This is a genomic window from Bacillus sp. Xin1 (assembly GCF_013314535.1).
Taxonomy (GTDB): Bacteria; Bacillota; Bacilli; order Bacillales; family Bacillaceae_G; genus Bacillus_A.
Genome location: NZ_JABUAE010000018.1, coordinates 76,433 through 91,332, shown reverse-complemented (window position 1 = coordinate 91,332; position 14,900 = coordinate 76,433). Strand labels below are relative to the sequence as shown.

Here is a 14,900-nt window from a genome sequence, read left to right as displayed (position 1 = left end):
AATATATCGACCGTTTCTCACCATATATCGGCGATTCAGCACAACATATCGATCAACCGACAAATTTCGCCATCTCATTCCAACAAAAAAGAGTTTCCTCTCACACTTAAATTATTCACAAAAAATAAAATAATAAGAATAATTAATATAATGTTACTTAAAACCCAATATTAAATAGCATGTTCTCCTACTGAATTTGATTCTACGTTATTTTTAAAATATACTTTTATATATAACTAGAAAAGGAAGTGCATTACATGATCGATACTTTTAGTAAATTTCTTGAAATAACGAATAACATTTTATGGTCATATATTCTTATTGTAATGTTAATCAGTCTCGGACTTTATTTTTCTTTTAAGTTACAATTTGTACAAATTAGCCATTTTGGTGACATGATACGATTAATCAGTAATGGGTTTAACAAAAAGACAAAGAAAAAGGATAGTATATCCCCGTTTCAAGCATTTTGTTTGAGTGCAGCAGCTCGTATTGGTATCGGAAACTTAGCTGGTGTAGCGCTAGCTATTTCAATGGGCGGACCTGGTGCAGTATTTTGGATGTGGTTCATCGCGATTATTGGAGCCGCTACAAGCTTTGTAGAGTGTACACTTGCACAAATTTATAAGGTCAAAGACGGACGTGGATTCCGCGGGGGTCCTGCTTATTATATGGAAAAGGGCTTAAATAAACGCTGGATGGGCGTTTGGTTCTCACTCCTCATTACCGTTACTTACGGATTAATTTTCAACTCTGTACAAGCAAATACAGTAACATTAGCATTTGAAAATGCTTTTGGTTTGGAACGTTACATCGTAGGAATTGTAATGGCTACACTCGTTGCGATTATTATTTTTGGTGGTATTAAAAGCATTGCACGTATTACAGAAACGATTGTTCCGCCAATGGCTATTGTTTATATCGCCGTAGCTGTTTTTGTTGTGATTAAAAACTTCTATATATTACCGGATGTTTTTCTAGAAATCTTTAGAGGTGCATTTGGTTTAGATCAAGCAGTTGCGGGTGGCATTGGGGCAGCAATGAAGTTCGGTATTCAGCGCGGTTTATTCGCAACGGAAGCTGGTATGGGTAGTTCACCAAACGCTGCCGCTACATCGGATGTCTCGCACCCTGTAAAGCAAGGACTTGTTCAAGCGCTCGGCGTTTTCGTTGATACATTTTTAGTATGTACTTCAACAGCATTTATAGTCCTATGTTCCGGAGTATATAAGCAAGCAAATTTAGAAGGAATTGAGTTAACACAAAATGCATTAAGTTCTCAAATTGGCCCATGGGCAAGCAGTTTCTTAGCGATTATTATTTTCTTATTTGCGTTCAGTTCATTACTAGGAAACTACTATTATGGTGAAACAAATATTGCATTCATTAAAGAAAGTAAAGGCTGGTTAATGATTTATCGTGTTGCGGTAGTTGCGATGGTTGTATTCGGATCCGTTGCGACACTTCAAACAGTTTGGAATATGGCCGATTTATTTATGGGTCTGATGGTATTTACAAATTTAATTGCCATTACCCTTCTTGGTAAGTTTGCATACGCCGCTTTAGCAGACTATATAAAACAAAAGAAAGCTGGAAAAACCCCAGTTTTCCAAGCTGATTCTATTCCTAGCTTACAGAACACAGAGTGTTGGGAAAAAGATAATTCAGAAAAAGAAAAACAAGCCGTATAAGAAAACAAATTCAATTTCTTACTATGAAAAATCCCCCTTATTACAATTCCATTTGTAATAAGGGGGATTTTTTTGCTCTCGTTTGAATTAGAGAAAAGTGTGCTGCGTTACTTATTCAATCAAATAATTTTAAAAATTGCAAAAATATATGTTACTTTTCATACATTATGAGTTTTTCACTGCTTCAATTTCTAAAGATTCTTCGTGCCACCAAAGTGCTTCTTCTGGGTCTTGCTTCGCTATTTCGTGTGCTTCTTTTTTTGTTTCTACAGTCGGGTACGAACCTTTCAGTGCACGACCTGACGTTGTTATAAATAGTAGGCTAAATACAAGTAAGCCGATGACGCTGACACCAGTTAAATAAAATGCGGGTGCTAGTGCATTTCCAGTAGCATGAACTAAATATGAACATACGAGCGGTGTTGTTCCACCAAATATGGATACGGAGATATTAAATGATATCGAGAGTGCACGATAACGTACATCTGTGAAAAAGAGAGATGGTAATAAAGAAGGCAGTGTTCCTTCATAAACACTAAGGAAGAAACCTAAAATAATGATACCTATAAAAATTGCTGCAATATGTCCATTGCCGATTAGTAAAAAGGCAGGAATTGAACATAATGTCAAACCGAGTAATCCGAATTGTACTACACGTTTATTACCAACTTTATCGCTTAATTTCCCGAAATAAAGCGCCAGTGGAATCATGAGTGCCATCGTAATTGAAATAATAATTAAACCAGTCGTTTCTTTGACTTTTAATACTTGTGTTAGATAAGAAGGAATATAAGAAAGGATCATATAGTTTGTAATATTAAAGAAGGCAACAATTACTGTGCTTAAAAGAAAGTCTTTTTTATGATATTTCAAAATATCAATAAACGAAAATTGTTCATCTTCTTTAGAATCTTCTTGTGCTTTTTCCATCTCTTGGAATATAGGAGATTCATCTAAATGGCGGCGTAAATATAAACCGACCAAACCAATTGGTGCAGCAATTAAGAACGGGATACGCCATCCCCAGCTAAGCATTTGTTCATCTGTTAACACGACTGTCAAAACAGTAACGATTACCGAAGCGGCGATGTAACCAGAAAGCGTCCCAATTTCAAGGCCACTGCCGAGTATACCACGCTTCTTATCGGGTGAAGATTCAGCGATATATACCATCGCTCCTGAATATTCGCCTCCTGTGGAAAATCCTTGAACCATACGAGCAACTAATAATAAAATCGGTGCCCAAATTCCAATTTGTTCGTATGTTGGTAGTAGCGCGATAAATAATGTGGAAAGTGCCATTAAAATAATCGTTGTACTCAGCACAATCTTTCGGCCATGTTTATCACCAATTCTACCGAAGAAAATACCACCAATCGGTCTAACAAGAAAGGCAGCAGCGAATGTACCAAATGTGAGTACAAGCTGTAAGCCACTATTGTGAACACCAGAGAAGAATAATTGACTTAGTATAACGGCTAAATACGCGTATAATCCAAAGTCAAACCATTCCATCGCATTCCCGATACCAGTAGCAATAACAGCTTTCCTGGCTTGTTTTGGGTTCACTACATTTACATCTTGAGGTCCAAAATCTAAATCATTTTTTGTTTGCATATAATAAAAACAGCTCCTTATTTCATTTAAATCATTAAGCACACTTTCTCTTATAGAATAAATTCAATACGAAGCACTTAAGGAAAAGCACCCTCTCCTTATCTGTTACTATTGTTTCATAAAATCAATTCCCTGTCTAACGATGTGGAATATAGGTTAACGAATAAAGCGCTTTCAACAGAGAAACTACACCTTGTCAATATTTCAATACCATCCGGATACCCCCCTATTTCATATAGAAATATCGAGTATTCCTATCCCATATTAGTTATTTTTCAAATATATCGCTTATTTCTCAAGATATATCCGTAATTCAACAAATTTCATAATTCACCAAAAAAAAATTAAAAAGCTACCTCAAAAAGTAGCTTTTGACAAAGAAATTCGGTCTGAAATTACACCTGGTACTTTCCCCGCAATCTCCTCCCCAATCTTCAAACTCGCTGTTGCCGCTGGGGACGGTGCATTGCAAATATGCATCGAGTTGATGCCTGGGATAATGCAAAAGTCATCTACCATGTTTCCGTTTGATAAGATTGCCTGCGCTCTTACACCGGCATGAGTTGGAACGATATCTTTCTCTGTAAGTTCTGGTATTAAGCGTTGCAAGCTTTTAAGAAACGATTGTTTACTGAAAGAACGAATCATTTCCTTCATGCCTTCTTTCATATTCGGCATTGCCATTTTCCAAAAGCCGGCGTATGTCATTGTTTCCATGAAGTCTTTTATATCAAAGTCTTTTTTCGTGTAACCTTCACGCTTGAAACTTAATACGGCGTTTGGCCCAGCATGTACGTCCCCGTTGATCATTCTTGTGAAGTGAACACCAAGGAACGGGAAGTCTGGGTTTGGGACAGGATAAATTAAGTGTTTGACAAGGTGACGTTTTTCTGGGACGAGTTCGTAATATTCACCTCGGAACGGTACGATTTTCATATCTGTTAGTATTCCTGTTTTTTTAGCGATTCGGTCACTATGTAATCCAGCGCAATTAATGAGAAATTTTGTTTCGAAGACACCTTTGTTTGTTTCGATTGTAACGAAATCTTTGTGTTCAAAAATTTGTTCTGCTTTTGTGCCTAAGTGTACTTCTCCTCCGCTTTCTTCTATAAAACGGGCAAATGCATGACTGACTCCTTTATAATCGGCAATGCCGCAAGACGGAACGCGAATGGCTCCTAACCCTTTTACATGGGGCTCGATTTCTGCTAGTTCCTCTTGATCGATTTTCGAAATATGTAACCCATTTTGTAAGCCTCTTTCATACAAGTTATGTAAAAGAGGGAGTTCTTCTTGTTCTGTCGCAACGATCACCTTGCCGCACATATCATAGGCAATGCCATTTTCTTTGCAGAATTCAACCATCGCTGCGTTTCCTTCTTTCGCAAATTTCGCTTTATAGCTGCCTGGTTTATAGTAAATGCCAGAATGAATGACACCGCTATTATGTCCTGTTTGATGATGCGCAAGTTCGTCTTCTTTTTCGATGACTGCGATTTTCGCATGTGGAAACTTTTTCGTTAAGGCCCTTCCCGTTGAAAGACCGACAATTCCTCCGCCGATAATTAGAAAATCATGCATGTAACTTCCTCCTTATGTTTGTATCCCCTATATTAGGAAAGGCAGGCCTTGTGAAAAGACCCGCCAAATCTATTATTTAGAAAAGCAACCGCGCTGACGCATAAGCTCACGATATAAATCTTTGTTTTTCTCAAAAGCAGCGCGCCCGTGCATCCAAAATAGATTATTTAAAAGAACTAAATCTCCAACTGGTAATTTCAATGCGTGTGTTGCTGGAGAATTCTCCACAGAGTGTGATAATTCCTTCAAATATGTTGCCTGTTCAATGTTATCTGGATAAGCGAATTGATCAATAAAGCAAATGCATGGTGCATTGTTTACATCAAAAAACGTTTCACGATATACAATTTCTTGCATATTTTTACTTGGAGGTGCTTTATACGTAATTTTAACTGATGCGAGTGGGTGCTTTCTAAATCTATCAAGCTCTTCCCAATCATCTAAATGAAGTAAACGTGATTCTCCTCCTACTGCATTCTTTTCTTCTATTTTCATCATCAGAAGCCAGTCTGTCGGTTCGTCAACAAATGTTCCATCTGTATGAAGCGTAAATAATCGATACGCTTGGCGAAGATACGAATCGCTGCTGTCTGTATCTTTCACATTAAATCTTGCATAGTACGTTCCTGTCATCGCATCAAAGTTCGATGTCCCGATTAAATGCGTTAATGCCGTTGCGAATTTCACATAGTCTCCTGCGTCTGTTGTTTCGCCTTGTACCCCAATTGTAAATCCGCCTGTTTCCCGGTCGTGAATAATACCTCGAACATTTTCCATAAATGAATCACCAAATAGTTTTTTCATTTGATCTGCGATAATAAAGCGGGAATACGGAATGTATTGCAGTGATTGCTCCGAATGATCTTTTACCTCTTGGAAAAATTGCTGAAGCAATTGCCCGTCTAACACAATATGATACAAACGTTTATGTTCTGGATGAGGAACAATTTCATACCCCTCATATTTCTTTGCGAACTTCATCTTCACTTCTTGCTTCGTAATCACTGACATGTTATTTCCTCCTTTAGTTTAAATAAACAAAAAAGCCAGTCATACGCATCTACAATACAAATTGTAGAAAACGTACAACTGGCTTTAAATTACGAGTGTTCTTTAATCTCTTAAAGTACAGTAATAATAGACAGTTTATTATTTTAATATGGGCAGACAGAAAATGAAGATCGGATATAGAGAAGGCTAATTTCTCATATGGATCTTATCACTTACAATTAAATGATAATTCAAAATATTCACACTGTCAATATGTTTCTTTCGTCAATTTTAATTTTTTCTCATGTTGTAGTTCCTTTACCACTGTACACGCTTTACACATCTTACAAGCTTTCACCACACCATTTTCCGTACATCTTCTTTTTTGTTTTCCACCCTGATTTAATTTTGACATTTTTTTAGCCTCCTCATTCATTTAAAAATAAAAAGCCAGTTATATTCCGCTCACCAAATAAGCTGAAATATAACTGGCTCTCGTTTATGAATGTACTTTAGGAAATAAAGTACGATAAACTGGGCAGTTTGTTATAGATTTGTTTCTTCATATTCTTCTTGTGGTTTTTCGCCGTTTACATAGCTTGTATATTGTCGGTACAAGTCTTTTAACGCACTAATAATCGCATTTTGTGCTTTTCCTTGATAATGGTGCGAGATTTCTTGCGTGATCTCTTCAATACCATCTCGCAAACTATGTCCTCTTAACATTTGAGCAATAAAGTCTCTCCCATGTTCTGTAGCAAGGGTACATGACGCTTCAATAATAACGTGATATTTATGATCTGCTTCTATTGTAATTGTTAATGTTTCATAGACACTGCGCACAGCCATCCCTTTCGGAAGTCTTGAGTGTCCTGCCATGAAAAAAGTACCTTTACGCATGTTCATCCCCCATTATTATGTGTTTATTCTATAACTCATACTTGATCGATATATACCGTTTTGACTCTTGTATAAAATTCTGAAGCTGTTTTTCCTTGTTCTCTTGGTCCCGCGCTAGAATTTTTCATACCACCAAACGGAACTTGCGGCTCTGCTCCTGCTGTTTCTGAGTTAACATGAACCATCCCAACTTCCATATCATCAATGAATTGCTGGGCTAGACTGAGATTATTTGTACAAACAGATGCGCTCAGTCCGTATTCTGTATCATCCGCTACATGAATCGCTTCTTGATAATTGTTCACCTTAAATAAACAGATAACAGGACCAAAGATTTCTTCTTTCGCAATTCGTGCATCTTGTGGTACGTCTTCAAAAATCGTCGGCAGGACATAATATCCTTGTTTTAACTCATCTTCTTCTGGTACACTGCCTCCGCAAAGTAAAGAAGCTTCTTTCTTTCCTACTTCAATCATCGATAAAACTGAGTGCTGTTGGCTCTCGGATACGCATGGTCCCATAAATGTATCTTGCTCAAATGGATTGCCCACCTTTAATGCCTTTGTGCGTAATAAGAGCTCATTTCGAAACTCTTCATAAATAGCTTCTTCAACAATGACACGACTTGTCGCTGTACATTTTTGTCCTGTTGACACGAATGCACCTTTGATTGTAATATCAATTGCTTTCCCGATATCAGCATCCTTTAATACGACTAATGGGTTTTTCCCTCCCATTTCTAACTGCACTTTCTTTCCGCTTGCAACCGCTGTTTGCTGAATCGTTTTTCCAACGCCATTTGAACCTGTAAAAGAAATCGCTTTTATATCCGGGTTTTCTGTTAATTCCGTTCCAACGACGGAACCTTTCCCAAATACACAATTGATCACTCCTGGTGGAATTCCTGCCTCATGAAAAGCATTCACAAGATGATAGACTGATTTTGGCGTAATTTCAGCCGGTTTTATGACAACCGTATTCCCGTAAATAAGCGCCGGTGCCATTTTCCAAGCTGGAATCGCAATTGGGAAATTCCACGGTGTAATGAGTCCGACCGGCCCAACTGCGACGCGTTTACTGTAAAGCATCGTATTCGCATTCACCGAAGGAATCATTTCTCCAATCGGCTGATTTGCTTCTCCTGCATAATATTCCAAAATGCTGATCGCTCGATTCGTCTCGCCGATTCCTTCGGCAAGTGTCTTCCCTTCTTCACTCGTTAAATCTTGGCCAATCTCCGTCACTCGTTCTTTTAAAATCTGAGCTGCTTTCCATAAGTAACTAGCGCGCTCATGAAACGATAACCGTTGCCAACTTTGAAACGCTTCTTTCGCTGATGCAATCGCAGATTGTGTATCTTCCTTTGAGCTTAACGGAAATTCACCTAATACTTCTCCGTTATGCGGATTGTAGTTTTTCGAATATTGATCGGTAGATGGCTCTTTCCACTGGCCGTTTATATAATTTAAAAACTTCATTGCTCTGCCTCCATCATCGTTTCCTATTTTGATAGTTTTGCAATTGCCGTTTCAAGAATATGAAGTCCTTCTTCCAGCTGTTCATCTGTTATAACAAGCGGCGGTAAGAAGCGTAGGACATTTCCATAAATACCAGCGCTTATTGTGATTACACCTTTGCTATGTGTTTCTTGCATAATCGCTTTTACTTCTTCTGTTGCCGGTTCTTTCGTATTGCGATCTTTGACAAGTTCAATCGCCGTCATCGCTCCAAGGCCTCTGGCATCTCCAATGCACTCATATTTTTCCTTCCAACTATTGAACACTTCCATCATACGGCTGCCGATTATTCTAGCACGTTCTACTAGCTGCTCTTCTTCAATTACATCTAAAACAGCGAGTGCAGCTGCGCAAGCAACTGGACTTCCTGAGAACGTACCACCAAGTTGTCCCGGGCCAGGTGTATCCATCAATTCCGCTCTTCCTGTCACTGCGCTAAGCGGCATACCTGCAGCAATCGATTTTGAAAATGTCATTAAATCAGGAGCAACGCCAAAATGATCCATTGCAAACAAACTTCCTGTACGAGCAAAGCCCGTTTGAATTTCGTCTGCGATCATAATGATTCTATATTTATCACAAAGGTTTCTGACGCCCCTCATAAACGTAGTGCTTGGAACGATAAATCCACCTTCCCCTTGAAGCGGTTCTAAAATGATGGCAGCGATATTGTCACTTGCTACTTCTTCTAACATAAAGCGTTCGAAATACGCTAAAATTTGCCCATCTACTTCTTCTTGCGTCAAACCGTTTTCCGCGCGGTAATAATATGGATAAGGAAGTTTGTACACATCTGATGCAAATGGACCAAATCCATGTTTATAAGGCTTTACTTTACTCGTAAGCGACATTGTCATCAGTGTACGGCCATGATACGCACGCTCAAACGAAACAACAGCACTCCGTCCAGTCGCTTTTCTCGCGATTTTGATCGCATTTTCTACCGCTTCTGCCCCGCTATTAGCGAACATCGTTTTTTTCTTGAAATCTCCTGGCGTTAATTCGTTCATTCTCTCAGCTAGCTCAATATAGCTTTCATACGGCGCTACGTGAAAACAACTATGAATAGAAGATGCCACTTGGCTTTGAATAGCTTGTACAACTTTCGGATGACAGTGCCCGACATTTTGCATACCAATCCCGCCAGCAAAATCGATTAATTCATTGCCATCTACATCTGTAATAATCGCTCCTTTTGCCGACCCGACATACAACGGTGTAATATTATAGGGACCTTGAGGAACCGCATTGTTTCTTCTTTCATGTAAACTATTAGATTTTGTCGTTACAATATTTTGCTTTTCTTTTAACATGGAATATACCCCTTTCTTACTCCTTCTCTAAGCTAACTTCTGAATCTTTTATTATTGTAAAATCTTTGTTTATCGGTACGCGCTTATTTCTATCTCTTATAAAATAGATTGCGATTACGATAGCAGTCGCTAAAATTGTCATATAAAATTGCATACGCATATCCGCGATAAATGCTTGTGCAACAAATATCGTAATAATCATCGCAAGCGTTACATATGTGAGATACGGGAACAACCACATTTTCACCTTTAATTTCCCTGGGTCTTCTCTTTCAGCTTTTTTTCTTAACCGAATATGTGAAACGGCAACAAACATATACATCAGCATCGTAACCCCGCCTGAGCTATTCGCTAAAAAAGCAAATAGTTTATCAGGAGAGATAAACTTCAGCATGGCGCAAATGAATGCAAATACGATACTTGCATAGATCGCCCAAACCGGTGTCCCGCGACTATTTAACTTAGAAAACACATCTGGTGCGTCCCCTTTTTTCGCAAGTGAAAATAACATACGAGAACTCGTGTATATTCCGGAATTCATAACCGAAAGGAGCGACAGAAATACAACCCCATTCATGATTTCCGCAGCCGCAGGAATCCCTGCCATCTGAAATAAACTTGCATAAGGCAGTTTCAATAATTCTGCATTGTTCCACGGCATAAAAAGAACCAAAATTGATACAGAACCTACGAAGAAAATCATAAGGCGCCATACAACGCTGTTAATTGCTCGTATTACATTCTTCTCTGGATTGTCAGATTCCCCAGCCGCAATCGCTGCGACTTCACTCCCCGATAAAGAGAAAGAAATAAACACAACACTAAGTAGTACTGGCATAATCCCTTTTGGGAAAAAGCCTCCGTTTTCAGTAATAATCGAAAGACTTGGCCTGTCTACACTAGGAACAATTCCAAAAATCATCCCAATTCCTAACGCTAAAAATGCTAGAATCGCAACAACTTTAATAAACGCTAACCAATATTCAAACTCGCCGTATAACTTTACCGAATAAATATTTGTCATTGTCATAATGATCAAAACAAGCAAACTCGCAATCCATGTCGGTATGGACGGGAACCAATTGTTAAGCATCACCCCTAATAGCACTGCTTCAATTGCGATAATGATGAGCCAATTGAACCAATATAACCAGCCAATTGTATACCCTGCCCAAGGTCCAATCGCTTTATGAGCATATGTCGAAAAAGAACCACTATCAGGATTTACCGCAGCCATCTCCCCAAGCATCCGCATCACAAGTACAACCATTAAAGCTCCGATAATATAGGACAAAATAGCAGCTGGACCTGTTGATTGAATAATTGCCCCACTTCCTACAAACAATCCGCCCCCGATTACCCCGCCAATTGAAATCATCGTGATATGTCTGGTTTTCAAGTCTTTTTGCAATTCTTGTTTTTCTTTCGCCAAAAAGATCACCAACCTATACGTATTTATTTTCACAAACCCTCTGAGTGAGCATATATAAGGTTGAAATATCACTATGATTGATAACGCTTTCTTTGAATTCTTCGACAAATGAGCCACCTGCCCAGCACACGCCACACTCAACCTTTTCCTGTTTAAAGGAAAAATAAAAAGAGCCAGAAAAGCAATGTAAAGAATTACATTGGATTTTACTGTCTCTATCCCTACGGCTCGTCTTCCTGCTAAGGAAGTTCAAGTGGAAAGAAGCCAATCATCTTCTATGAAATTAAACGAAATTGTATCCGGGCATGCAGAGAGGCTAATCACTGTCATCGGATAATAAGATAATATTAATACAAATAGACTGAATATTCAACATTTATTTTAAATTCAGTTATATATCATAAAAAGCGAAATTTATCAATTCTAAAACATATACTGTTCAAAAGCAAAAAGGAAGTGATCTCCATGTATTTCGGATCAAAAGGGTGGTACGTAGCGGAACTAAAAAAATTAGGCGTCCGTTATTTGGAAGGAAGAAAATTAGAAAGCTATCGAGGCCATGTTTTACGTAACTTATTAGCTGCAAAACAAGAAGAACTTAAAGAAAAGTAATCTATGTATACATCAATAAAACGATATCGATCGTTCTTTCAAATATATCGGCGATTCGACATAGGATATCGACCGCTCGACAAAGTTCACGCCGCTACGCACACAAGAAGAAGCTATCCTATAAAAGGATAGCCTCTCTATCTATTATAAACGGTAAGCCGAAACGTCATTACCTTTCCACTCATAGTAATCTAAAATTCCAGAGTAAATCGCTTCTGCAGCACGTTGTCTCCATTCTGGGGAGGATAGTTTTTCACCATCGATCTGGTTGTCAACGAATCCTAATTCTGTTAATACAGCAGGCATCGTGTTTTCTCTAACAACGTAGAAGTCGCCTTCTTTTACGCCTCTGTCACGTGTTCCAAGTGCGTCCACAAGACGATCTTGAATTTTTTCTGCTAGCATGCGGCTTTCGTCTACATATGGGTTTGTTTGGCTTGTTGCTGATCTATAGTAGTATGTTTCTGTGCCACTAGCGCTTCCATCAAAGCCATTGCCGTGAATACTTACAAAGACATCACCATGATTTTCTTGTGCAAATTCTACACGTTCTTGTAAAGAGTCTTTTGCATCCGTTCCTGGTCTTACGTCAGTTTCACGTGTTAACAATACAGTGAATGGTGTTTTTTGTTCAAATAATTTTTGTACTCGTAAAGATGTGTCCAGTACAATTTGACTTTCATCCACGTTTACGCCTTCATGGCCTGGATCTACACCACCATGACCTGGATCAATAATAATTGCTTTTCCTTCTAAGAAGTTGACTTGGTTTAATTGATTTTTATCAAGCCATTGGAAACCAGCGTTTGTACGAATACGAATCCAGCTTCCTTTTTCTTCAATGACTGTTACAGTTTGCGGGCCATATTTTCCTAATACTTTAGAAGAATGTGATGCTTCTTGATATGTAGTAAATGCTTTATCGATATGCTCTGTTTTTTCTTTTAACGGCGTCCATTTGTCACCGTTATCCGTTACGATCTTTAACCAACCATCTGCACGTTGTTCTTTCACTACAATAATTTGCGGATTATGTTGATTAGATGTAATACCTGATGATAGTGATGGCTCATGATATGTAATAAAGTTTCTATTCATGTACATTCTTTTCGATGTATCTGCTTTTCCCATATCTGTTTGTGCGATAAATTGAGCTGCTTCGGCACGCGTTACAATCCCATCAGGTTTCCAGCCGTTATCAGTTCCGTTAGAAATTCCTAAACCCACTAAAATATTAGCTAGTTTTTCACCCCAATGACCTTTTAAATCATTAAACTGTGTCGGTAATTCCCCAATGATTTTGTTTTCTAATCCATAAGCATTCACAAGCATAGATGCCATAGAAGCACGATCGATATTGCCGGACGGATTAAAATTCCCTTTATCATCACCTTGAATGACACCTGCTTTTTCTACAGCTGCGATGTATGATGCTGCCCAGTGAGTTTGTGAATCTTTGAAAGTTGGTTTTGCGCTTTGATTAATCTCTAATCCTAGTACCATCGCCATTAGTTTTGCAGCTGAACCTCTATCAATCGTTTCAGTTGGCCCAAAAGTGCCGTCGGGCTTTCCATGAAGCGCTCCTTTATCAACTAAATAGTTCACCGAGTTTTCGGCCCAGTTTGGAACATCCGGAAATGTTTGAGTTGCGGCTGAACTACTTAATGGGGCAGATAGTAAATTTACTGCTAGAATTCCTGCTGCGATTACTCCGTATTTCATTAAAACTTTTCTCCTCTCAAATCTTTTCAACAATTTTTTCTATTAAACAATAAAAAATTGAAGGGATCATTTCCCTTCTACTAATCTACTATTCAATAGCAACTCAATTAGTTTATGCCATTACTATCCTAGAGTAAATACGTATATTGATAACAATTATTAAGTATTTATTACAGGTAAATTACGGTAATATATTAGGAGATATTGATGTTACAGTAATTTCGTTAGGAGGTTAATGTAAGGATATACATTAAGTGGTTTTTGCTGTTATAGAAAAAAGTGATTGGCTTATACCAATCACTTTTTATTCTAAAATATAAAATTTCTCTCTATTATTCCCCAATCAACACAGACATCACATAAGCAAACACAAGCGCCTCTGTATGCGCAATCGAGCTTTCATGCGTACGTTCAAATGCATGAGAAGAATCAATTCCCGCACCGATTAGGGCGTGTTTTACATCAAAACCTGCGTGGATTGCGGCAGATGCATCTGATCCGTAGTATGGATAAATATCTACTTTATATTCGATATTGTTTGCTTTCGCAAGCTCTACTAAGTGTTTACGTAAAGCGTAGTGGTATGGACCGCTAGAGTCTTTCGCGCAAATAGATACTGTGTATTCATCTGATGCTTGCCCGTCTCCCAGTGCTCCCATATCAACAGCTAAGTATTCTACTGTTTCTTCTGGAATATTTGAGTTACCACCATAGCCGATTTCTTCATTATTAGAGATCAAGAAATGAGTTGTATATGGCAATTTGATATTTTCGTCTTGTAATCTTTTAATTAATTTTAATAGGATTGCTACGCTTACTTTGTCGTCTAAGTGACGTGATTTTATGTAGCCGCTCTCTGTAATTTGGACGCGTGGGTCGAATGAAACAAAGTCCCCTACTTCAATTCCGAGTTCACGAACTTCATCTGCTGAAGATACGCGCTCATCAATGCGAACTTCAATATTTTTTTCATCGCGTTTTGCTTCACCTGCGTCTTTGTAAACGTGGACAGATGTTTGGTGCATTAAGATTGTACCTGTATATGTTTTTCCGCTTGCTGTTTCAATTTCGCAATATTCCCCTTCAACAGAGTTCCAGCGAAATCCGCCGATCATCGATAAGCGAAGGCGACCATCAGATTTAATTTCTTTTACCATTGCACCTAATGTATCAACGTGAGCAGTTAGTAAGCGGTGCTGCTCGTCGTTTTGTCCTTTTAATGTTAAGATAAGCGCACCTTTATTGTTACGCTTCGTTTCTACATTCCATTCTTTTACGTAGTTTGCAATAAAGTTAATGATTTTCCCTGTGTTTCCAGATGGACTTGGAATGGAAACAAGCTGTTTAATAAGTTCCATTGTTTCTTTTGCATGATGTGCCAATGTTGGTCCCTCCACTTCGTTTTTCTAATATTCAGTATAACGGAATTGTCATAAAACCACTACTAATAACGTTGGGGATTTATATATATTTCACCTTTACAATTACATAATTATGGTAAAATATTTTATAGTACATTTGAATA

General features: G+C 38.3%; 12 protein-coding genes. 2 read left to right on the top strand and 10 right to left on the bottom strand.

Features of this window, described 5'->3' with window-relative positions:
- Window positions 1-257: 257 nt before the first annotated feature.
- A complete protein-coding gene (locus HRG09_RS16590) occupies window positions 258-1,691 on the top strand; it encodes an alanine/glycine:cation symporter family protein (protein WP_174102010.1) in 1,434 nt (477 codons plus the stop codon).
- 165 nt (window positions 1,692-1,856) lie between these two features.
- On the opposite strand, the gene HRG09_RS16585 is transcribed toward HRG09_RS16590, so the two are convergent.
- From HRG09_RS16585 to HRG09_RS16550, 8 genes are all read right to left on the bottom strand, one after another.
- Window positions 1,857-3,308: an MFS transporter gene (locus HRG09_RS16585; RefSeq protein ID WP_174102009.1), complete on the bottom strand. Its 1,452-nt coding sequence runs from the start codon at window positions 3,306-3,308 to the stop codon at window positions 1,857-1,859.
- Between the two features lie 357 nt (window positions 3,309-3,665).
- A complete protein-coding gene (lhgO, locus tag HRG09_RS16580; protein WP_174102008.1) occupies window positions 3,666-4,889 on the bottom strand; it encodes an L-2-hydroxyglutarate oxidase in 1,224 nt (407 codons plus the stop codon).
- Window positions 4,890-4,961: 72 nt separating this feature from the next.
- Complete coding sequence (gene glaH / locus HRG09_RS16575) at window positions 4,962-5,900, bottom strand: glutarate dioxygenase GlaH (RefSeq protein WP_174102007.1); 939 nt, start codon at window positions 5,898-5,900, stop codon at window positions 4,962-4,964.
- 247 nt (window positions 5,901-6,147) lie between these two features.
- Window positions 6,148-6,294 (bottom strand): hypothetical protein, encoded by a 147-nt coding sequence (locus HRG09_RS16570; protein ID WP_174102006.1) that lies wholly within the window; start codon window positions 6,292-6,294, stop codon window positions 6,148-6,150.
- Window positions 6,295-6,425: 131 nt separating this feature from the next.
- Window positions 6,426-6,779: a DUF3870 domain-containing protein gene (locus HRG09_RS16565; protein ID WP_174102005.1), complete on the bottom strand. Its 354-nt coding sequence runs from the start codon at window positions 6,777-6,779 to the stop codon at window positions 6,426-6,428.
- A 35-nt stretch (window positions 6,780-6,814) separates the two neighbouring features.
- A complete protein-coding gene (locus HRG09_RS16560; RefSeq protein ID WP_174102004.1) occupies window positions 6,815-8,257 on the bottom strand; it encodes an aldehyde dehydrogenase family protein in 1,443 nt (480 codons plus the stop codon).
- 23 nt (window positions 8,258-8,280) lie between these two features.
- Window positions 8,281-9,609, bottom strand: coding sequence for a 4-aminobutyrate--2-oxoglutarate transaminase (gene gabT / locus HRG09_RS16555; RefSeq protein ID WP_174102003.1), 1,329 nt, complete (start codon window positions 9,607-9,609; stop codon window positions 8,281-8,283).
- Between the two features lie 16 nt (window positions 9,610-9,625).
- Window positions 9,626-11,041 carry an amino acid permease gene (locus tag HRG09_RS16550; protein ID WP_217448070.1) on the bottom strand — a complete coding sequence of 472 codons (1,416 nt, stop codon included), beginning with the start codon at window positions 11,039-11,041 and terminating at the stop codon, window positions 9,626-9,628.
- Window positions 11,042-11,506: 465 nt separating this feature from the next.
- Here HRG09_RS16550 and HRG09_RS16545 point away from each other — a divergent pair, with 465 nt between their 5' ends.
- Entirely contained in the window at window positions 11,507-11,653 is a 147-nt protein-coding gene (locus tag HRG09_RS16545) for a YflJ family protein (RefSeq protein ID WP_174102002.1), read from the top strand.
- A gap of 144 nt (window positions 11,654-11,797) precedes the next feature.
- On the opposite strand, the gene HRG09_RS16540 is transcribed toward HRG09_RS16545, so the two are convergent.
- Together HRG09_RS16540 and HRG09_RS16535 are read right to left on the bottom strand one after the other, a co-directional pair.
- Window positions 11,798-13,375 carry an N-acetylmuramoyl-L-alanine amidase gene (locus HRG09_RS16540; protein ID WP_174102001.1) on the bottom strand — a complete coding sequence of 526 codons (1,578 nt, stop codon included), beginning with the start codon at window positions 13,373-13,375 and terminating at the stop codon, window positions 11,798-11,800.
- Window positions 13,376-13,707: 332 nt separating this feature from the next.
- Window positions 13,708-14,757, bottom strand: coding sequence for a M42 family metallopeptidase (locus tag HRG09_RS16535; protein WP_174102000.1), 1,050 nt, complete (start codon window positions 14,755-14,757; stop codon window positions 13,708-13,710).
- Window positions 14,758-14,900: the final 143 nt, after the last annotated feature.

Bases quoted from the DNA above. Each gene is read 5' to 3' on its own strand.
- HRG09_RS16565 (WP_174102005.1), bottom strand. From the start codon at position 6,779: ATGCGTAAAGGTACTTTTTTCATGGCAGGACACTCAAGACTTCCGAAA.
- HRG09_RS16540 (WP_174102001.1), bottom strand. From the start codon at position 13,375: ATGAAATACGGAGTAATCGCAGCAGGAATTCTAGCAGTAAATTTACTA.
- gabT (WP_174102003.1), bottom strand. From the start codon at position 9,609: ATGTTAAAAGAAAAGCAAAATATTGTAACGACAAAATCTAATAGTTTA.
- lhgO (WP_174102008.1), bottom strand. From the start codon at position 4,889: ATGCATGATTTTCTAATTATCGGCGGAGGAATTGTCGGTCTTTCAACG.
- HRG09_RS16560 (WP_174102004.1), bottom strand. From the start codon at position 8,257: ATGAAGTTTTTAAATTATATAAACGGCCAGTGGAAAGAGCCATCTACC.
- HRG09_RS16545 (WP_174102002.1), top strand. From the start codon at position 11,507: ATGTATTTCGGATCAAAAGGGTGGTACGTAGCGGAACTAAAAAAATTA.
- HRG09_RS16570 (WP_174102006.1), bottom strand. From the start codon at position 6,294: ATGTCAAAATTAAATCAGGGTGGAAAACAAAAAAGAAGATGTACGGAA.
- glaH (WP_174102007.1), bottom strand. From the start codon at position 5,900: ATGTCAGTGATTACGAAGCAAGAAGTGAAGATGAAGTTCGCAAAGAAA.
- HRG09_RS16590 (WP_174102010.1), top strand. From the start codon at position 258: ATGATCGATACTTTTAGTAAATTTCTTGAAATAACGAATAACATTTTA.
- HRG09_RS16585 (WP_174102009.1), bottom strand. From the start codon at position 3,308: ATGCAAACAAAAAATGATTTAGATTTTGGACCTCAAGATGTAAATGTA.